Here is a 19,577-nt window from a genome sequence, read left to right on the forward strand (position 1 = left end):
GTTTGCGGAAAACTTTCTTCCCGCCACCGATCCCTTTTCGAAAACAAAGGGGGTCCGGGGCCTCGCCCCGGCGGGTTCACGGGCGGCGCCCGTGTCCTTCCCCCCGCCGTCACCCTTCTTCCCCCGCCCCCAGCAGCGGAGCGATCTCGACCGAATCGATCTGCTCGATCGGCAGGAACCGCTCGGCGTAGCGCAGATGGATGTCGGCGGTCAGCATCAGGTCGAACAGATCGGGATCGATCTCGCCGCGCCGCTTGGCCTCGGCCAGCGCCCGCACCGCCTGGGACAGGCGCGGTGGCCGGCCGTCGGGGTCGGCGGTGGCGGTGAGGATCTCGAACCGGTCGGCGATCGCCAGGATCCGCGCCGGCACCGACAGGGCCGGGCCGGACAGGTGGCGGGGATAGCCGTTGCCGGTCAGGGTTTCGTGGTGGGCGCCGGCCTGTTCCGGCACCCGCGCCAGACTGGGCGGGAAGGGCAGGCTTTCCAGCAGCGCCACCGTCTGGCCGGCATGTTCGTTGACCTTGGCCCGTTCCTCGGCGGTCAGGGTGCCCCGGCGCACCGACAGGCAATGCAGCTCGCCGAAATCGTAGAGATGGGGCGGCCGCTCGGTCTCGCTGCCGAAGGCGAGGTCGTCGGCGCGGCGCGGCACCACCTGATGCGGCCGGTCGGCCAGCAGCGGCTCGGGGGTCGGCAGCGGCGGCGGCGGCACCGCCGCCAGCCGGCGCAGCTCGCGCGGCGACAGCCCGAGCCGGTCGTCGAAATGGCGCATCCAGGTGCGGGCGGCGATGGCGCGCAGCCGCTCGATCCGTTCGGCGGTCATCTCGGTGGTGCCGAGGTTGCAGGCGGCGACGAAGGCGAAATCCTCGCGCAGCCGGGTGGTTTCGGCGGCGAAGGCGGCCTCGGCCTCGGCCGGCGGGGTGCCGGCGGCCTCGGCCTCCAGCCGGGCGATGCGGGCATCGCGCCACAGCAGCTCGAACCGGGTGCGGATCTCGTGGATGCGGTTGTGCACCGTCTCCAGCCGGGTCGCCTTGTCGAGCAGGAAGTCCGGGGTGGTGATCTTGCCGCAATCATGCAGCCAGGCGCCGATGCGGACCTCGCGCCATTGCTCGGCGGTCAGGGTGAAGGCGGCCAGCGGGCCGTGTTCGGTCCGCGCCGCCGCCTCGGTCAGCATCATCGCCAGTTCCGGCACCCGGGTGCAGTGCTCGCCGCCGCCGCGATCGTCGAGCGCCCGGGCCAGGGTGCGGGCCATCGCCTCGATCAGGCGGTCCTGTGCCTCCAGCCGCTGGTGGTTGTTGAGGGCGGTGGCCGCCTGGGCCGCCAGCGCCTCGACCACCCGCTGCACCTCGGTGCCGAAGCCGACCACCCCGCTCTCGTCGCGGGCGTTGATCAGTTGCAGCGCGCCGATCGCCTCGCCGTCGCGGGTCACCAGCGGCACCGTCAGCAGCGAGCGCGAGCGGTAGCCGGTGCGCTGGTCGAAGGCGCGGGTGGCCGACAGGTCGAAGCGGCGGTCGGCCGCGGCGTCGTCGATCGCCACGGTGCGGCGGGTCAGCACGGCGTGGCTGACCAGATTGCCGTGGTTGGGGCGCCCGTCCGACAGCGCCAGCGGCACCGGGGCCAGGGTCGGGGTCGGCTCGCCCGGGCCGCCGACCTCGATCCCCAGGCTGTCGTTGCGCATGATCTCGAACCGCAGCAGCTCGCCGTCGCGGCGATAGACCGTGCCGCCGTCGGCGCCGGCCAGTTCCTTGGCCCCGGCCAGCACCATCTCCAGCAGCCGGGCCGGGTCGCGTTCCGCCGCCAGCGCCAGCGCCAGTTCGACCAGCCGTTCCAGCCGGGTCCGGGTGGCGGCCAGGGCGCGGTCGCGGTGGGCCAGGGTGGTGGTCATCAGGGCAAAGGCGCGGGACAGGTCGGCCACCTCGCGGATCGCCGAATCCGGGGCGACCGGGGCGGAGAAATCCTGTCCCTCGATCCGCCGCGCCTGATCGGCCAGCGCGGTGACGGTGCGGGCGATCCGCCCCGCCGCCAGCAGCGACAGCGGCACCATCACCGCCAGCATCAGCCCGGCGACGATCAGCACCCGCCGCTGCATCTCGCTGATCGGGGCGGTGAAGTCGCTGAACGGGGCGATCACCCCGAGCGACAGCATCTTGCCGTTGCGGTCGGACCAGTCGGTCATGCTGGCCAGCATCTCGGTGCCGCCGGCTTCGAGCCGCACCACCTGGGCATCGGCCGCCAGCGGCGCCAGCGCCGCCAGCAGCGGCTGGTCGAGTCCGGCCAGCGGCGCCAGCGGCGCCATCCCGCCCCCGGCCGGGGTCAGCGTCGGGCTGAGCGCCACCACCCGCCGCTGTCGGTCGAGCAGCACCATCCCGCCATGGGCCGAGATGCTCTGTTCCGCCACGAACGCCGCCACCCGCCGCAGGGTGACGTGGATGCCGAACACCACCCCGGGATGCGGCCCGGCCGCGCTGGCGGTGATCCCGGGTTCGGGCAGGGTCGAGAACAGGTAGGGATCGGTCAGGTTCGGCCCGCCGCCGGATGCCGCCTGCTGGTACCAGGGCCGCTCGCGCGGGTCCATCCCGGCCGGGGCGTGGCGCTCGCTGCCGGCCAGCACCGCGCCGGCGCGGTCGATGAAGGTCCACACCTCGCGCCGCGCCTCGCCCGACGGGGCCAGGATCGCCCGCAGCATGGTCCAGGTCTCGGGCGGGGCGTGGTAGGGGCCGAGCAGGCGCGGATCGCCCCGCGCCGCGATCGCCTGGAGCAGGCTGCCGTCGGCAAAGCCGATCACCGCCGAATAATAGGCTTCGTTCTGGGCCAGCGCCCGCAGCAGCACCGGCATCGCCGGGTGGTCGAGCGGCGGGCCGGTCACCGGGTCGGCGATCACCGGCAGCGCCGCGGTCAGTCCGACCAGATCGAGCAGGTCCTGGACCTGATCGCCGACCCGTTCCTCCAGCCGGGCGGTGACCTCGGCGAACAGCCGTTCCGCCTCCAGCCGGGCGGCGTCGCTGCCGGCGAGGAAGATGCTGGCCGCGATCGCCGCGGTCAGACCGCTGACCACCACCGCGATCGCCAGCACGATGCTGATCTGCAATCCCAGCCTCGGCCCGCTGCGCATCGCCATCCTCGCTCACCCCGGTTGCGGCACCGCCGGCGTGCCGCGCCAGGAGGGGCCGAACCTGTTCCTTCGCATGAACCGGCTCTACGCCCTTAGTCTATGTCTTCGGCGCGGATTCGGCCAGAGGCAGGATCGGACAGCAGCGCGGCGGCGGTGAAACCGCAGGGCGATGGTCCCGGCCGTCCGGCCGGGTCAGGACAGGCGCAGGCCGATGCGGAACCCGCCCCAGTGCCGCCCGCGCACCACGATCGGCGCCGACAGGTCCTTCATCATCACGAAGGTGCCGCCGCCCATCTCGCGCCGGTAGGTCTGGAGCAGGAAGGGCTGGGTGTTGCGGCCACAGCGCAGCCCGGTGCGGTCGGCGAAGATCCGGCGGTTGCGGCAATTCGCGTTGTTCCACACCGGGTCGGCCCCCTGCGGCTTCGACACCCGCAGATTATGGGTCGGGATGTAGCCGTTGCGGTCGGTGGCGATGCCGAACACGAGGCGGGGATCGGCCTCCAGCATCGGTTCCTGGATCGGCGGCAGCACTTCGTCGGCGAAGGCGAGGTAGCGGGTGGTGACCTGTTGCGGGTTGGTGCCGGCGATCGGGCGGTAATCCTCGTCGAACAGGTCGTCGAACCCGACCCGGCCGGCGACGATGCCGGCCTCGAACGCGGCGGCGACGGCGGCGGCGCCGCGCTGGGCCAGCTCGATGAACGGGCTGTCGTCGGTGCGGTAGCCGGCGGCGGCGATGTAGCCCATCAGTTCCTCGGAATTGCCGAGCAGCGAGGCGATGCGCTGGTCGGCCCGTTCCAGGCTGTCGCTGGTCAGCGCGATGCCCTCGAAGAAGCGGTCGATCTCCTCGATCACCCCCTGGCATTGCGACAGCGAATGGGTGGCGGAATGGGCGATGTCGCCGACCTTGCCGTCGACGGTGCCGATCGCCTCGCCGAACATCGCCACCGCGCGGTTGATCACCCCGACCCCGGACCCGACCGAATCCGCCATCTTGAGGGTGGTGTTGGAGCTTTCGATCAGCTTGGTGACCGAGCCGGACAGGCGCTGGACGGTGTCGTCGATCCCGCCGGTGACCTCGGCGGTCTGGCGGGCGAGATGCTTGACCTCGCCGGCCACCACCGCGAAGCCCCGGCCGGCCTCGCCGGCCCGCGCCGCCTCGATGGTGGCGTTGAGCGACAACAGGTTGGTCTGGCGGGCGATCTTCTGGATGTTGCGCGACATCGCCCCGACGCTGCCGAGCGCGTCCTCCAGCCCCTCGAGCCGCTGTTCGATCCCCTGGACCGAGCCGACCAGATTGCGCACCCCGGACAGGGCATGGTCGATCGCCTGGAGCGACTCGCCCGATTGCTGGCCGGCCTGCTCGGTGACGGCGCGGGCCTCGCGCCCGGCGGCCTCGATCGCGCCGATGGTCTCGACCATCGAATGGGCGATCGATTTCAGATGGGCGAACAGGTCCTTCTGCTGGGTGACGAACCGGGTCAGATCATCCATCGTCCCGGCGATGTCGGCCACCTCGATGCTGAGGGAATCAATCTTGCGCAGAATCGCGGTGGCGAAGGAATCCACCGAAACTGGCGGCGGCGGGGTGTTCCGCTCCGGCTCGGTCATGACATTGTCCTCCCTGAACAGGCTGGATCGGGCCGGCGGATTCTGGCGTCCGTCTGGTCCGTGACAATTTTCGGTTGACGACTTAACCCCATCCGGCCGTCACCGGTCAATCAATCCTCGCGGGTGGGCGGCGGTTGGGGCTCGCTTTGCGCCGTGCCGGGGGGAGCCGGGGGCTCGGCCGGCCGGGGCCGGTTCTTCGCTGGATTGGAAAATCGGAACCGTCCGGCCAGAATGCAACCCGGCATGCCGGGATCGCAGGGGCGTCCGCCCATCCGGTCGCATTTTTCGTCGATTTGGTGGACGCAGCCCCAGCCGCTCATGCCGGCCCGTCCGCCCCCGGGCGCGGGGTGTCGGTGGTGGCGATCAGCCGGTCGAGATCGCCGGTGGCGTGGCGGGCGGCCTGGGCCAGGGCCGGGTCGGCCAGGGTGGCGCCGAGATGGTCGAGCAGGGCGCGCGACCGGACCAGCCCGGGGCGCAGCGCGGCGCGCTCGGGCGGATCGACCGCCTCCAGCCGGCGGCGGGCGCGGATCGGCATCCGCCGGATCAGGGCAAGGCGGCGGTCGCCCAGGCCGGCGAGGGTCATCACCTCGGCCAGCACCGCGATCTCGTCGCCGGGATCGAGCGTCTCGTACAGATATTCGATCAGCTCGATCTCGCCGTAATCGAGCGGCAGCAGCACCGAGCCGGGGGCGTCGCTCTGGCGGGCCAGCGCGCACAGGGTGGCGAGGCGGTGGACCAGCGCCGGGCGGAAGGTCACCGGGTCGAGCAGCCGCCAGGCCTTGAGACAGGCCATCGGCAGCCGCTCCGGCCGGGCGAAATGGTGGGCGAGGTTGAGCGCCACCGCCAGCGCGGCGCGGCTGGTCTCGCCGCCCGGGCCGGGCCAGCAATTGGCCAGCAGGTCCTGGGCGATGAAATCGTCCTCGGGCCGCGCCAGCAGCGCCGCCAGCAGGTCGAGCCGCTCCGGCATCTCCAGGCTGCCGAGCCCGGCCGGCGCGGCGTGACCGAGCAGGGCATCGACCGGGCCGGGCGGCAGGTCGGTCGGGGCAGGGGAGGGGGCCGGCGGCGGCGCGGCCGGCGCGCCTTCGGCCGGCAGGGTCGCCAGCGCGTTCCCCAGCAACGCCGCGAACGCCTCGGGCGCGCGGACCGGGGCGGTTGCCAGCGGATCGTCGGCGGGGTCGATCGGGTCGGTCATCGGGGGATGATAGCGTGGAACGCCGCCGGCTGTCACGGCTCCGTCCCGTGGGCGGAGCCCGCGAAGAAAACCGGGGGGCGCTGTCGCGGTTTCGCCGCAATCATGCCGCAGAGAAACCATCCGGCGGCGCGACACTGCCGACCATCGCAACGTTAGTTCCCCGAAGGGGACCGATCATGGTCAGAACCGTCCTGCTGCTGTGCGCCGCCACCCTGCTTTCCGGCTGCATCCTGCCCCCGCCGCCGCCGCCCCGTTACCATGGTCCGTTCTACGCCCCGCCGCCGCGCGCCTATTACTATGGTCCGCCGGCCTATTACCGCCCGCCGCCGCCGCCCCGTCCGGGCTGGTGAGCCATGCCGGTTTGCGACTCCAAAGCCGGGCGCGGGGGCGTTATCGTCCGCCCCTCGCGCCATCAACCGGGCCGGAGCCGATGAAACAGCCGATCTGGACGCAGAGCTACGACGTCAACACCCTGGTGCTCGACCATCGCCGCCAGCTCGGGCTGGTCGGGCTGCTGAAGATCCTCCAGGACGCCGCCTGGATTCATGCCCGCCATCTCGACCACGGCTACGAGGCGATGCTCGAACACGGCACGCTGTGGGTGCTGACCCGGTTCAAGCTGGTGATCGACGAATGGCCGCGTTGGGGCGATGCCATCGCCATCCGCACCTGGGTGCGGCCGCCGGTCGGGCCGCTGGCCAACCGCGATTACGAGATCCTGGCGGCGGACGGGCGCAAGCTGGGCGAGGCCACCGCAGCCTGGCTGACGCTCGACGCCACCACCCGCCGGCCGCTGCGGCTGACCCTGGGCGAGGGCGCGCTGGCGGTGCGCGAGGACGGCGCGCTCGACCTCGCCCCGGCCAAGCTGGCGCCGCGTCCCGATCTGCCGGTGCTGGCCACCGTGCCGGCGCGGCTCAGCGATCTCGACGTCAACGGCCACGTCAACAATGTCTGCTACGCCGCCTGGATTCTCGACGCCCTGCCGGCCGAAACCTACGAGACGGAAATCCTGCGCGATTACGAGATCGCCTTCCTGGGCGAAAGCCGGCTGGGCGACGTGGTCCGGCTGGAAGGGACGACGGACGGCCCCGGCCAGCGTTGGTTCCAGGCCCTGCGCGACAGTGACGGCAAGCCGGTGTTCGCCGCTCGGCTCGGCTCGGTGCCGGGCTGAGCGGGCGGGAGCGTCTCGTCCCGGCGGGTTGGCCGCCGCGTGAGGGGGGGGGCGCGCCGCCGATTCTCACGCCCTACGCTTGTGATGCCGTCAGGCGTGGCGCATTTTGGTCGCGATTGTGCGACAAGGGAGCAATCCGAGACACTGCGGCAGGCGAGGTGGATATGGACGGTCCGGAGTTCCGGCGTCTTCGCGATCTTCCCGGCAAACGCATTGTCGGGGATATCCGGCTTGCCCCGCGCAGCGACATTTCCGCCGCGTGGGAAGCGAAGGACATCCCCATCGCCAATGCCGATGGCGTCGATGCCCGCATGACCATTCAGTTGGTCACCGAGACCGGGGCAAAGACCATCAATGTCAAGGTCCCGGGCGTGGGACCGATCTGTCGCCTTGAGGTGGACAGCCGCCCCCACCGGCCCGCCAGCCGCAGCCATAAACACGCGCTCCGCACGGTGGATTGCCCGCGCGACAACCTGAAGCGCGATGTCGTCGATCGCCCCGAACTGAGCGGACGGCCGCTGAAGGAGGTATTTGACGCCTTTTGTCGGATGGCGCAGATAACGCATGAGGGCACGCTGATCCTACCCCCCGACCTCGACGGGATGTGAGGGAGACAGGGCGATGATGGAGATGACGACAGCCGCCACGATCCTGGATGCCAATCCGCTGATCGAGAGTGTGGACGCGGTGCCGAAGGGGCATGTGCGCATCGCCACGGCGTTCCGCTATCCGGATGGTTCATCGGTGGACCTGTTCATCGCGAACCGATCCGATCTGCTGGCGGACGTGGTCCCTGTGACCCTGACCGATTTTGGCAACACCTTCCTTTGGTTGGATCAGCTCGACATTCGACCGCTGAAATCCGCGCGCCGGAAGCGGCAGACGATGGATGTCCTCGAAATCTACGACATCACCCACGCCAAAGGCGCTCTGTCGTGTGAGGTTGTCCCCGATGATCTGGTGTCCGGCATCATCCGGCTCGGGCAGGCCTGCATCCGCATCGCCGATCTGGCCTTTACCCAGCGGATCACCGCCCAGGGGAGCTTCGTCGAAGAGGTGGAGAGTGTGATCGATGACACCGGTCTGGACTATCAGACCAACATCAAGGTGGTGGGGCATGCTGGCATCGTCGTGCCCGTGGACTTTCTGATCAGGGCGCGTCGGGTGGAGACGGCGGTCTTTACCCTGCCGGCGGAAAGCAGCAACCCCGCCTTGGCACACCAGCGCGCCAATGAAGTCTTCGCCCGGTCCTTCGACCTGCGTGACTGGCCGGGGCAGCGCGTTGCCGCGCTCGATGATCGCCGTCAGATTTACAGGGATGACGACCTGAGCCGCCTCTGCGATATCGGGACGACGATCATTCCGATTTCAGACGCCGGAACATTTCGCGATATGCTGATGGTCGCCTGATCGCGGCGGCGATCATTTCATCCGACGCCCTGTTGGTCCATGAAGGGCTGTTCGGCAATCAGGCCGGCGGGCATCGCCAGCAACGCTTCGATCATCGGCGGGAGACCGGCTCCGTCACTGCGCCAGGGCGGCCATGGTCCGCCGATAGCGTGCGGAGAACGCGCGGGGCCGACGTCCATCGCCTAGTGGTGGAGATCATCGGCCCGGGCGCTTGCGCTGTGGCCGTCGCGGACGGTGACCGTCACGTCATCGCCACGGTCGAGACGGGTGGCGGCCGGCAGAGCGCGCGGCAGCGTCACGCGGTCGCGTTCGCATCCCTGGTGAGCTTCGTCCTCTGCATCGTCGAGGCTCTCCGGGCATCACGGCATCACGCAACAACGGAATCGCGCCGGTTCTGGCGATCAACCCGAGCCGTGGGCGCCCGCCTCAACAGCGAAAAGGCCAAGCTTTTTTCAAAGCTTGGCCTTCGCGATTGGCTCCGGAGGAGGGATTCGAACCCCCGACCAGCCGGTTAACAGCCGGCTGCTCTACCGCTGAGCTACTCCGGATCAATGGTCCTCCCCAGCGGTCGGAAAGAACCAAGAAACTCTCTCTCACATCTGCCCGCCCCGAAGCGGTGGAGGCCGAGGCCGGAATTGAACCGACGTACGCGGATTTGCAGTCCGCTGCATAGCCACTCTGCCACCCGGCCACCGGTCCGTTTCGGCCGGGGCCGACGTGAGGTGGGTGCTTATAAACGCAGATCCGGGGTCGGTCAAGCGTCTTTCTCGCACTTTTTCGGGGGAGATTGTCATCGCCCGCCGCCGGCCCTATAACGGGCTGCGGCCGCCGCACCCGCCGCCGCCGCCCAGACCGCCGAGGAGCCTTCGCCGCCATGGATTTCGCCGCCGCCCGCTTCAACATGGTCGAAAACCAGATCCGCACCAACCGGATCGATCAGCCGCGGTTGCTTCAGGCCCTCGCCGCCACCCCGCGCGAGCCGTTCCTGCCGCTGGCCCTGCGCGGCTGCGCTTATGCCGATGCCGACCTGCCGCTCGGGCAGGGGCGGGTGCTGATCCAGCCGCTGGTGATGGCCCAGCTGGTTCAGGCCGCCGCGATCGGCCCCGACGACGTGGTGCTGGCGATCGGCGACGCCACCGGCTGGGCCTCGGCGGTGCTGTCGCGGCTGGCCAGCACCGTCGTCGCGCTCGAAAGCGACCCCGAGCGCGCCCGCGCCGTCGCCGCCCGGCTGGCCGAGCGCGAGGTCGACAACGTCGCGGTGGTCGAGGGCGAGTTCGCCGCCGGCTATCCCGCCCAGGCCCCCTACGACGCCATCCTCCTGTTCGGCGCGGTGGCGGCGCTGCCGCCGGCCCTGCCGGCGCAGTTGGCCGAGCATGGACGGCTGGTCGCGGTGGTGGCGCCCCGGCCCGGCACCGGCGCCGGGGTGCGGGTGGTGCGGGCCGGCGCCGCCTTCGGCCAGGAAAAGCCGTTCGACGCCGCCACCGCCTATCTGCCCGGCCTCGGCCCGCGGCCGGTATTCCGGCTGTAGGCGCCGGCGCGGGACGCGATCGACACGGGTTACACACCACCGGACAAGGCCGCCGCCCCGGCCGGGGCGGCGCGGCAGAGGGAGAGGGAAGGGGATGCGGATGCGACCGAACCGGGGCCAGACCACGCTGGCGCTGCTGATCGGCCTGACCGGACTGACCGGACTGGCCGGCGGGGGGGCGGCGGCGCCGCTCGATCAGGTGCTGGCCACCACCTATGCCGGCAACCCGACCCTGGCGGCGCAGCGGGCCCAGCTCCGCGCCGCCGACGAAGGCGTGCCCCAGGCCCTGGCCGGCTGGCGCCCGACCGTCACCGTCACCGCCTCGGCCGGGCGCGGCACCTATTTCAGCAACATGGTGCCGAGCCGGTTCGAGGCCACCCGCAATCCCCGCACCGGCGCGGTGACCGTCACCCAGCCGCTCTACAGCGGCGGGCGTACCGTCGCCGCCACCGCCCAGGCCGAGGCCAACGTGCAGGCCGAGCGGGCCCGCCTGCACGCCACCGAGCAATCGGTGCTGCTGTCGGCCACCAACGCCTATCTCAACGTGGTGCGCGACGAGCAGGTGCTGGCGCTGTCGCTCAACAACGAGCAGGTGCTGAAGCGTCAGCTCGAAGCCACCCAGGAGCGGTTCCAGGTCGGCGAGCTGACCCGCACCGACCTCAGCCAGGCCGAGGCCCGGCTGGCCCGCGCCGTCGCCGACCGGATCGGCGCCGAGGGCACCCTCAAGACCTCGCGCGCCAATTACCTCAACGCGGTCGGCGCCGCTCCCGACGGGCTGGTGCTGCCGGGGATGCCGGCCGGGCTGCCGGCCCGGCTCGACGACGCCACCGCCGCCGCCCTGGCCGACAATCCCAGCGTGGTCGCCGCCGACCGTGGCGCCGACGCCGCGCGCGAGGCGGTTGACGTGGTGTTCGGCGAATTGCTGCCGACCGTCAGCGTTCAGGCCGACGTCACCCGCACCCTCGACAGCGGCACCCTGTCGGCCAACGAGGTCTATTCGACCACCGCCAAGGAAGTGCTGCTCAACCTGTCGGTGCCGCTCTACGAGGGCGGCGGCACCTATGCCCGCCTGCGCGCCGCCAAGCAGACCGCCGGCCAGCGCCGCACCGAGGCCGATCAGGCCCGCCGCGACGCGGTCGAGGCCACCAGCAAGGCGTGGGAAGGACTGGATTCCGCCCGGGCCCAGGTCCGCTCCTACGAATCCCAGGTCCGCGCCTCCGAGGTCGCCCTGGCCGGGGTGCGCGAGGAATCGCTGGTCGGTTCGCGCACCGTGCTCGACGTGCTGAACGCCGAACAGGAACTGTTCGACGCCCGGGTCAACCTCGCCCGCGCCCAGCACGACCAGCTCGCCGCCGCGTTCCAGCTGAAGGCGGCGGTCGGGCAGATGACCGCCGAAAACCTCGGCCTGCCGGTCGATCGTTACGACCCCGACGCCCATTATCAGGCGGTGCGCGACAAATGGATCGGCACCGGCGACGAGGTCGAAGCGGCGAAAAAATAGGCGCTGGGGCCATCGCCCGATGCGGATTTTCCGCAGGATTTTGATGATTTGTTTCCATCTGTACGGCATGATCGGTGCGAAAACGCCCCGATCGGGCGCGAGGCAGCATAGAACAGCCGTGACATGAGCGACGACAAGTCCCAGCAGGAACCCTCGATGGAGGACATTCTCGCCTCCATCCGCCGGATTTTGTCCGAGGATGAGGTAGAGGAAAAGCCGAAGGCGCCCCCGCCTCCGCCGCCCCCGCCGCCGCCTCCGCCCCCTCCACCACCGCCGCCCCCGCCGCCGCCACCCCCGCCGCCGCCCCCGCCGGAGCCGGAACCCGCGCCGGCGGTCGAGGATGATTTCGACGCGATGTTCGCCGCCGAGGAGCCCAAGGCGGACGAGGACGTGCTCGAACTCACCGACGACATGGTGCTGGAGGAGGAACCGGAGCCCGAGCCGGAACCCGAACCCGAGCCCGAGCCGGCGTTCGACATGGATGCGTTCGAGCCCGAGCCGGAACCCGAGCCCGAGCCCGAACCGGCGATCGTGATGCCGGTGGCGCCGCCGCCGCCGCCACCCCCACCCCCGCCGCCGCCCCCGCCGCCGCCGCGCGATCCCGAGGGCGATCAGTTGCTGTCGCCGCCCAACGTCGATCGCGGCGCCTCGCTGCTGTCCGACCTCGCCCGCGAGATCGTCCGGCAGAAGGCGTTCGGTCTGGGCAACAGCAGCCTGACGCTGGAGGATCTGGTGCGCGAATTGCTGCGGCCGATCCTCAAGGAATGGCTCGACCAGAACCTGCCCTATATGATCGAGCGCCTCGTCAAGAAAGAGATCGAGCGGATGGTCAACCGGTCGGAAGATTTCTGACCGGTCCCCCCGCCGATCCCCGCGCGGTCCGGAGCCCCGGGCCGCCGGAACCCCTCTTCGCTCCGTGGGCGGTCCGGGACGCCGGGCCGCCCGTTTTCCGTTCTATCGTCAGACCGAGTTTGCGCACCATGCTGGACAAGACCTACCGTCCCGCCGACGTCGAGCCGAAACATTACCAACGCTGGGAGGAGGCCGGGGCGTTCGCCGCCCATGTCGATTCCGACCGCGATCCCTACACCATCATGATCCCGCCGCCGAACGTCACCGGCAGCCTGCACATGGGTCATGCCCTGACCTTCACCCTCCAGGACAGCCTGATCCGCCACCGGCGGATGACCGGGCGCGACGCGCTGTGGCAGCCCGGCACCGACCATGCCGGCATCGCCACCCAGATGGTGGTCGAGCGCAAGCTGGAGGCGGAAGGCGTCACCCGCCACGATCTCGGCCGCGACCGCTTCATCGAGCGGGTGTGGCAGTGGAAGGGCGAATCCGGCGGCACCATCACCCGCCAGCTCCGCCGCCTCGGCGCCTCGCTCGACTGGCCGCGCGAACGCTTCACCATGGACGAGGGCCTGTCCAAGGCGGTGCGCAAGGTGTTCGTCACCCTCTACCGCGAGGGGCTGATCTACCGCGCCCAGCGGCTGGTCAACTGGGACCCCAAGCTGCACACCGCGATCTCCGACCTTGAGGTCGAGCAGCGCGAGGTCAAGAGCCACATGTGGCACTTCCGCTACCCGGTCGAGGGGATGGCGGACACCTTCATCACCGTCGCCACCACCCGGCCCGAGACCATGCTGGGCGACAGCGCGGTGGCGGTCCATCCCGAGGATGAGCGTTACACCGCTCTGGTCGGCAAGTTCGTCCGCCTGCCGATCGTCGGAAGGTTGATTCCGATCGTGGCGGATTCCTATTCCGACCCGACCAAGGGCACCGGCGCGGTCAAGATCACCCCGGCCCACGATTTCAACGACTTCGCCGTCGGCCAGCGCCACAATCTGCCGCTCTACAACATCTTCGACCGCGACGCCCGCACCAATGACGAGGTGCCCGAGGCCTATCGCGGCCTCGACCGCTACGACGCCCGCAAGCAGGTGGTGGCGGAGATGGAGGCGCTCGGCCTGCTCGACCGGATCGAGCCGCACACCCACATGGTCCCCTACGGCGACCGCTCCGGGGTGGTGATCGAGCCGTGGCTGACCGACCAGTGGTTCGTCGATGCCGCCACCCTGGCCAAGCCGGCGATCGAGGCGGTCGAATCCGGCCGCACCCGCTTCGTCCCCAAGCATTGGGAAAACACCTATTTCGAGTGGATGCGCAACATCCAGCCCTGGTGCATCTCGCGCCAGATCTGGTGGGGCCATCAGGTGCCGGCGTGGTACGGCCCCGACGGCACGGTGTTCGTCGCCGAGAGCGCGGCCGAGGCCCAGGCCCAGGCCGACGCCCATTACGGCGCCGCCACCGCGCTGGTGCGGGACTCGGACGTGCTCGACACCTGGTTCTCCTCGGCGCTGTGGCCGTTCTCGACCCTGGGCTGGCCCGACCAGACCCCGGAACTGGCCCGCTATTATCCCGGCGACGTGCTGGTCACCGGCTTTGACATCATCTTCTTCTGGGTGGCCCGGATGATGATGATGGGGCTGCATTTCATGGGCGAGGTGCCGTTCCGCGACGTCTACATCCATGCCCTGGTCCGCGACGAGAAGGGCCAGAAGATGAGCAAGTCGAAGGGCAACATCATCGACCCGCTCAACCTGATCGAAAAATACGGCTGCGACGCGCTGCGCTTCACCCTGGCCGCGCTGGCGGCGCAGGGGCGCGACGTCAAGCTGGCCGAGAGCCGGGTCGAGGGCTACCGCAACTTCGCCACCAAGCTGTGGAACGCCGCCCGCTTCTGTCAGATGAACCAGTGCGCGGTGGTGCCGGGCTTCGATCCCAAGGCGGTTAAGGAGACCGTCAATCGCTGGATCGTCGCCAAGACCGCCGAGACCGCCGCCAAGGTCGATGCCGCGCTCGCCGGCTATCGCTTCGACGCGGCGGCGCTGGGCTCGTATCATTTCGTCTGGGGCACCTTCTGCGACTGGTACCTCGAATTCGCCAAGCCGATCCTGGCCGGCGCCGACGCGGCGGCCCAGGCCGAGACCCGCGCCACCGCCGCCTGGGTGCTCGATCAGATCCTCCACATCCTCCATCCGCTGATGCCGTTCATCACCGAGGAACTGTGGCAGCAGCTGGCCGACCGGGGCGGGGCCGAACTGATGCTCCAGTCCTGGCCGGCGCTCGACGGGCTGGCCGATCCCGCCGCCGAGGCCGAGATGGACTGGGTGGTGCGGGTGGTCTCGACCGTGCGCGGGGTGCGGTCGGAAATGAACGTGCCGCCCTCGGCCCAGGTCGAACTGCTGGTGGCCGGGCTGGCCCCCGAGCGGGCCGGCTGGCTGGTCACCCACGGCGAATTGCTGCGGCGGCTGGCCCGTTGCGCCTCGATCACCGCGATCGAGGCCGGCGCGCTTGATGCCCACCGCAGCGGGGCGGCGCAGATGGTGGTGGACGAGGCCACCCTGGTGATGCCGCTCGGCGCCATCATCGACATCGCCGCCGAACGCGCCCGTCTCGCCAAGGAGCTGGCCAAGCTCGAAGGCGAGATCGCCAAGGTCGACAAGAAGCTCGGCAATGCCGACTTCATCGCCCGCGCCCCCGAAGAGGTGGTGGCGGAGCAGCGCGAGCGCCGCGACGATTGGTCGGCCTCGGCGGCGCGTCTGCGCGAGGCGCTCGGCCGGCTCGGCTGAGCGGGCAGGGGAGGGGCTGACGCCGGCCAAGGGGCGCCCGCCCCTTGGCGATCCCCGGGGAGGGCCACAGGCCCTCCGCCCCCTTCTTCCGCACTCCTTAAGCGTTACACTCGCGCGATCCTGGCCATTCGTGCTATCACCGGTTGGAGCAGCGGCACGAACCGGGGGGCTGGCGCGAGCGGGGCATGGCGGAACAGGGCGAACGTGTCACCAGGGATCTGACCATCCGCTATGTCGCGGTGCTGGTGGTGCTGGGGATTCTGGCCCTGCTGTCGTTCCTGGCGGTCACCGACAGCCTGTCGAGCGCCGAGGACGGACTCGAACGGGTCAGCCTGGTCGGCGGCGAGCGCGCGCTGGTGGCGCGGGTGGCCTTTGCCGCCAACCGGGTGGCCGCGGCCGAGGCGGAAGCCGATCTGGCCGCCGGGGTGACCCTGCTCGGCACCAGTCTCGACGCGTTCGAACGCGACCGCTCCGCCCTGATCGCGGCGGTGCGCGGCCTGCCTCCGGCCACCGGGCGCGAATCCGGCGAGGAGCTGGCGGCGCGGCTTGACCGCGATCTCGGCCGCTTCCTCGACCTCGGCCGGACGGTGCAGCGGCGCGGTCACGGCCTCGGCGGCGACGATCCGGCGCTGGCGGCGCTGTCGGACACCGCCGAGGGGCCGTTGCTGGAGGCGTTCGACGGGCTCGATCAGCGTTTCCGTCAGGTCAGTCAGGCGCGGATGCGCGAAATGATGGCGTTGCAGGCGGCCGGGCTGCTGGTGGCGCTCGGCGTGCTGCTGGTGTCGGCGTTCGGGGTGTTTCACCCGATGGTCGAGCGGCTGCGCGCCGATTTTTCGGAACGGCGGGAGGCGGAAAGCGCCCTGCGCGACAGCGAGCAGCGGCTGCGCCGGATCCTGGAGGAAAGCCCGATCGGGGTGTCGGTGTCGCGCCGGCGCGACGGCCGCATCGTCTTCGTCAATGCCCGCTTCGCCGAGATCGTCGGGATGAAGGCGGAGCAGATCCTCGGCGCCCCGGCGCGCGACAATTACGTCGACGAGACCCAGCGCCGCGCCGTGTTGGCCGATTTGCGCCGCGACGGCCGCATCGACGGGGCCGAGGTCGAGTTCCGCCGCCGCGACGGCAAGCCGTTCTGGAGCCTGCTGACCATCCGCTCGACCGATTTCGAGCGCGAGCCGGTCAACCTCGCCTGGATCTACGACATCACCGAGCGCAAGGCGGCGGAACAACAGATCCTGCTCGCCGCCAAGGTGCTGGAGACCCTCAACGAGGCGGTGATGATCACCGACGCCGCCAACACCATCATCTTCGTCAACCCGGCCTTCACCCGCATCACCGAATATGACCGCGACGAGGTGCTGGGCCACGCCCCGGCCCTGCTGAAATCCGGCCGCCACGATCCCGAGTTCTATCAGGAGATGTGGCAAACCCTGCTGCATCGCGGCTCGTGGTCGGGCGAGATCTGGAACCGGCGCAAATCGGGCGACCTGTTCGCCGAGTGGCTGTCGGTGGTGGTGATCCGCGAGCCGAGCGGGCTGGTCAGCCATTACGTCGCGGTGTTCTCCGACATCACCCACCGCAAGGAAGACGAGGCGGTGATCTGGCGTCAGGCCAATTACGACCCGCTGACCGGCCTGCCCAACCGCTCGCTGTTCCTCGACCGCCTCAGCCAGGTGGTCGGTCAGGCCCGGCGCGAAAGCAAGCCGTTCGCGGTGATGTTCCTCGATCTCGACGGCTTCAAGGCGGTCAATGACCGCCTCGGCCACGCCGCCGGCGACGAATTGCTGCAACAGGCCGCCGACCGCCTGTCCGGCTGTATGCGCGCCAGCGACACGCTGGCCCGCCTCGGTGGTGACGAGTTCGTGGTGATCCTCCAGGGCATCCGTGGCCGCGACGAGCCGGCCCTGGTCGCCCGCAAGCTGCTCGACCAACTGGCCCAGCCGTTCCTGCTCGACGGCCACCGCGCCGAGGTGCGCGGCTCGATCGGCGTCGCCCTGTTCCCCGAGGATGGCGGCGATGGCCAGACCCTGCTGACCCGCGCCGATCAGGCGATGTACGCGGTCAAACGCCGGGGCAAGAACAGCGTGCTGTTCGCCCACGAAATCGCCGAGTCCCCCTCCACCGCCGAGGCGGTCTGACCCGCCTGTTACGCGGGCGCTGCCCGCGACCCGCCGGGGCGATGCCCCGGACCCCCTTTGTTTTCAAGAAAATGGGTCATCAGGGACGGACGGCCCCCGTCCTTTCCGTCATGCGCGGACTTGATCCGCGCATCCAGGACCCCCCAAAAAAAGGGAGGGGTTTGGGGAGCTTTGCGCCCCAAGCGGGTGCGGGCGGCAGCCCGCCAACTTTTTGCCGACGCGGCCTTGACGCCGGGTTGTTTCCCATTAGTTGAATCGGAGTGGGACGCATCGGGTCCCGAACCGATGGAGGGAAACCATGGACGTCAAATCTCTGGTCCCCTGGTCGCGGGGGCGTGGCGTGAAGGCCGGGGCGGCGTTCAATCCGTGGCTTGGCCTGCAACAGGAGATCGACCGGCTGTTTGACGATTTCCTGCCGGCGGCGGCGGGCGGGGCGGCGGTGGCCGCCGGCTGGCCGCAGCTCGATGTGATCGATGCCGGGGCGGAGGTCAAGGTGACCGCCGAACTGCCCGGGCTCGACCAGAAGGACATCGAGATCACCCTGGAGGACGGGGTGCTGGTGATCAAGGGCGAGAAGAAGACCGAAAGCGAGGGGCCGGGCTACCGCGAGCGGTGGCAGGGCCAGTTCCGCCGGTCGGTCCAGCTCGGGCCGGACATCGATCCCGAGCGGATCGCCGCCACCTTCCAGAACGGCGTGCTGACGCTGACCATCGCCAAGAAGCCGGAGGCGGAGCGGACCGCGCGGCGGATCACCATCAACGGCTGATCGAGATGGGGGGGGCGGGGCTGGCGGTGGGCCGGTCCCGCCCGCTACCGTTTGTTACCGGCTCCGTCCCGCTCGGACATGTTTCCGACACAGTCGGGCGATAGCATCGCCTTGTGACCGCAAGCAATCATCGGAGGGGAGGAGGGCCGCCATGAACTATTCCACCCTGGGAATCGTCCGGCTGATCGAACAGCTGGTGCTGTTGGTGATCTTCTTGTGCATCGTCGCGGTGTTCCTGGCGGAATCGATCTGATCCCACTGCCGGGGGGCGGGGGGATGATCTTGCCGAAATGCCAGGAAACGGCCGCGCGCGCGGAGAAACATGGTGGGCGGTGACGGGTTCGAACCGCCGACATCCTGCGTGTAAATTATACGTTTTCCGTTTTGCCTCAACGGTCTTTAGCACCTTTCACGGTCTGTTCCATGCGCTTGAAATCAGCAGCTTACAGACGGGGTGCTAAACAACAGGACGCCGGATAAGGACGTGCGAAGCAGCCTATGCGGGCGCCGCCTATGCAGGCGGCGCCCGGGCGTTCAGGCCGCGTCCTGGCCGCCGAAGTTGACCTTGGCGGCCGGGGCGGTCAGGGTCACGTCGAGGCTGCCGGCGAGACCGGCGGCGGTGATGGTGTCGGTGCCGATCTCGCCGAGCGGGGTGATGGTCAGCACGCCATCCGCATAGGCCAAGGTGACCTTGCCGGTGGCGCTGGCGAAGGTCGGGTCGGAGGGCGGCGCGGCTTCGCTGCCATCGGCGGCGGCGAAGGCGAGCGGAATCCGGCGCGGTTCGTTGTTGGGAATCAGCATCGGCATGGCAGGGTCTCCTGTCAGGGTTGGGCCGGGTCGGCGGGACCATCCGACGGCCCGGCGGGGGGAGGGTTTGCGGACGTGCCGCCGCTCGGCATAACCGCAGCGACGGCCCCGGCGGCGATCACCGCGGCGGCGATCATCTTGGCGGTGACCGGATCAAGGTAGCTGCCGACGGTGGCGAGGCCGGTGGCGAGCGCGCCGCCGAGCCCGACCCAGGTCGAGCGCTCGGACAGGCGGGCTTCCAGCCAGCGGGACAGGCGGGACATGACGGTCACTCCGTCGCGGTGGTGGTCGAGGTGGACACCTCGCCGGCGACCGTGCCGCCGATGCCGGCGCAGGCCTGCTGGATGGCGGTGTGGGCCCGGGCATCGATCGCGGCGGCCAGCGCGGCCTCGTCGGCATAGCCCGACAGGTTGGCGATGTCGGTGCCGACGGTCGCGGCGATCGGCTGCGCGACCGCGTCCACCTTGCAGGCCGCCGTGGCGACGGTCTTGAGCTTGGCGACCTGGGCGTCGGTGCAGCCGGCAAGCAGGCCGGCGGCGATCATGGTCATGATGATGATGCGGGGCATGGTGCGGTGTCCTCCAGGCACAAAAAAGCCGCCGGGCGGGATGCCGGGCGGCGTGGTTGACAGATCGGGGCGGTTTTCGGATCCGGTTGCGTCACCCCTGCCGGATCAGCGCGGCGATGCGCTGGGCGCGGGCGCCGACCTGACCGG

At 70.2% G+C, this 19,577-nt stretch carries 16 protein-coding genes and 2 tRNA genes; 10 read left to right on the forward strand and 8 right to left on the reverse strand.

Annotated elements, in window-relative coordinates; genetic code table 11:
- Nucleotides 1-109: 109 nt before the first annotated feature.
- The 3 genes from ACFSNB_RS10510 to ACFSNB_RS10520 form a co-directional block, all read right to left on the reverse strand.
- The gene (locus ACFSNB_RS10510; protein WP_377316255.1) at nt 110-3,115 is read right to left on the reverse strand and encodes an HD domain-containing phosphohydrolase; all 3,006 of its coding nucleotides are present in this window, start codon (nt 3,113-3,115) and stop codon (nt 110-112) included.
- A gap of 186 nt (nt 3,116-3,301) precedes the next feature.
- Complete coding sequence (locus ACFSNB_RS10515; protein WP_377316257.1) at nt 3,302-4,717, reverse strand: methyl-accepting chemotaxis protein; 1,416 nt, start codon at nt 4,715-4,717, stop codon at nt 3,302-3,304.
- 316 nt (nt 4,718-5,033) lie between these two features.
- The gene (locus ACFSNB_RS10520; protein ID WP_377316259.1) at nt 5,034-5,909 is read right to left on the reverse strand and encodes a hypothetical protein; all 876 of its coding nucleotides are present in this window, start codon (nt 5,907-5,909) and stop codon (nt 5,034-5,036) included.
- 176 nt (nt 5,910-6,085) lie between these two features.
- On the opposite strand from ACFSNB_RS10520, the gene ACFSNB_RS10525 reads away from it, so the two are divergent.
- The 4 genes from ACFSNB_RS10525 (at nt 6,086) to ACFSNB_RS10540 (ending at nt 8,490) form a co-directional block, all read left to right on the forward strand.
- Nucleotides 6,086-6,259 (forward strand): hypothetical protein, encoded by a 174-nt coding sequence (locus ACFSNB_RS10525; protein ID WP_377316261.1) that lies wholly within the window; start codon nt 6,086-6,088, stop codon nt 6,257-6,259.
- An 80-nt stretch (nt 6,260-6,339) separates the two neighbouring features.
- The gene (locus ACFSNB_RS10530) at nt 6,340-7,080 is read left to right on the forward strand and encodes an acyl-[acyl-carrier-protein] thioesterase (protein ID WP_377316263.1); all 741 of its coding nucleotides are present in this window, start codon (nt 6,340-6,342) and stop codon (nt 7,078-7,080) included.
- 164 nt (nt 7,081-7,244) lie between these two features.
- Nucleotides 7,245-7,688: a hypothetical protein gene (locus tag ACFSNB_RS10535; protein ID WP_377316265.1), complete on the forward strand. Its 444-nt coding sequence runs from the start codon at nt 7,245-7,247 to the stop codon at nt 7,686-7,688.
- Nucleotides 7,689-7,701: 13 nt separating this feature from the next.
- Nucleotides 7,702-8,490, forward strand: a complete 789-nt coding sequence (locus ACFSNB_RS10540; RefSeq protein WP_377316267.1) for a DUF1828 domain-containing protein — start codon at nt 7,702-7,704, stop codon at nt 8,488-8,490.
- A gap of 473 nt (nt 8,491-8,963) precedes the next feature.
- Here the strand turns inward: ACFSNB_RS10540 and ACFSNB_RS10545 are convergent.
- A tRNA-Asn gene (locus tag ACFSNB_RS10545) sits at nt 8,964-9,038 on the reverse strand.
- 69 nt (nt 9,039-9,107) lie between these two features.
- Nucleotides 9,108-9,181: transfer RNA gene (locus tag ACFSNB_RS10550), tRNA-Cys, on the reverse strand.
- Between the two features lie 183 nt (nt 9,182-9,364).
- Between ACFSNB_RS10550 and ACFSNB_RS10555 the strand changes: the two genes are divergently transcribed.
- The 6 genes from ACFSNB_RS10555 to ACFSNB_RS10580 all read left to right on the forward strand — a co-directional run bounded on the left by ACFSNB_RS10555 (nt 9,365) and on the right by ACFSNB_RS10580 (nt 18,055).
- Entirely contained in the window at nt 9,365-10,018 is a 654-nt protein-coding gene (locus ACFSNB_RS10555; RefSeq protein ID WP_377316269.1) for a protein-L-isoaspartate O-methyltransferase family protein, read from the forward strand.
- A gap of 94 nt (nt 10,019-10,112) precedes the next feature.
- Nucleotides 10,113-11,519 carry a TolC family outer membrane protein gene (locus ACFSNB_RS10560; RefSeq protein ID WP_377316271.1) on the forward strand — a complete coding sequence of 469 codons (1,407 nt, stop codon included), beginning with the start codon at nt 10,113-10,115 and terminating at the stop codon, nt 11,517-11,519.
- A 123-nt stretch (nt 11,520-11,642) separates the two neighbouring features.
- Nucleotides 11,643-12,371, forward strand: a complete 729-nt coding sequence (locus ACFSNB_RS10565) for a DUF2497 domain-containing protein (RefSeq protein ID WP_377316273.1) — start codon at nt 11,643-11,645, stop codon at nt 12,369-12,371.
- Between the two features lie 128 nt (nt 12,372-12,499).
- Nucleotides 12,500-15,154, forward strand: a complete 2,655-nt coding sequence (locus tag ACFSNB_RS10570; RefSeq protein ID WP_377316275.1) for a valine--tRNA ligase — start codon at nt 12,500-12,502, stop codon at nt 15,152-15,154.
- Nucleotides 15,155-15,339: 185 nt separating this feature from the next.
- A complete protein-coding gene (locus ACFSNB_RS10575; protein WP_377316277.1) occupies nt 15,340-17,289 on the forward strand; it encodes a diguanylate cyclase domain-containing protein in 1,950 nt (649 codons plus the stop codon).
- Between the two features lie 298 nt (nt 17,290-17,587).
- The gene (locus tag ACFSNB_RS10580) at nt 17,588-18,055 is read left to right on the forward strand and encodes an Hsp20/alpha crystallin family protein (protein WP_377316279.1); all 468 of its coding nucleotides are present in this window, start codon (nt 17,588-17,590) and stop codon (nt 18,053-18,055) included.
- A 534-nt stretch (nt 18,056-18,589) separates the two neighbouring features.
- Here ACFSNB_RS10580 and ACFSNB_RS10585 read toward each other — a convergent pair.
- From ACFSNB_RS10585 to ACFSNB_RS10595, 3 genes are read right to left on the reverse strand one after another with little or no spacing between them, the layout of a single operon-like run.
- Nucleotides 18,590-18,862, reverse strand: a complete 273-nt coding sequence (locus ACFSNB_RS10585; protein WP_377316281.1) for a hypothetical protein — start codon at nt 18,860-18,862, stop codon at nt 18,590-18,592.
- Nucleotides 18,863-18,876: 14 nt separating this feature from the next.
- Nucleotides 18,877-19,125, reverse strand: coding sequence for a hypothetical protein (locus ACFSNB_RS10590; protein WP_377316283.1), 249 nt, complete (start codon nt 19,123-19,125; stop codon nt 18,877-18,879).
- Between the two features lie 5 nt (nt 19,126-19,130).
- Nucleotides 19,131-19,430 (reverse strand): hypothetical protein, encoded by a 300-nt coding sequence (locus ACFSNB_RS10595; protein WP_377316285.1) that lies wholly within the window; start codon nt 19,428-19,430, stop codon nt 19,131-19,133.
- Nucleotides 19,431-19,577: the final 147 nt, after the last annotated feature.

It is taken from the genome of Phaeospirillum tilakii (assembly GCF_042683125.1).
Lineage (GTDB): Bacteria > Pseudomonadota > Alphaproteobacteria > Rhodospirillales > Magnetospirillaceae > Phaeospirillum > Phaeospirillum tilakii.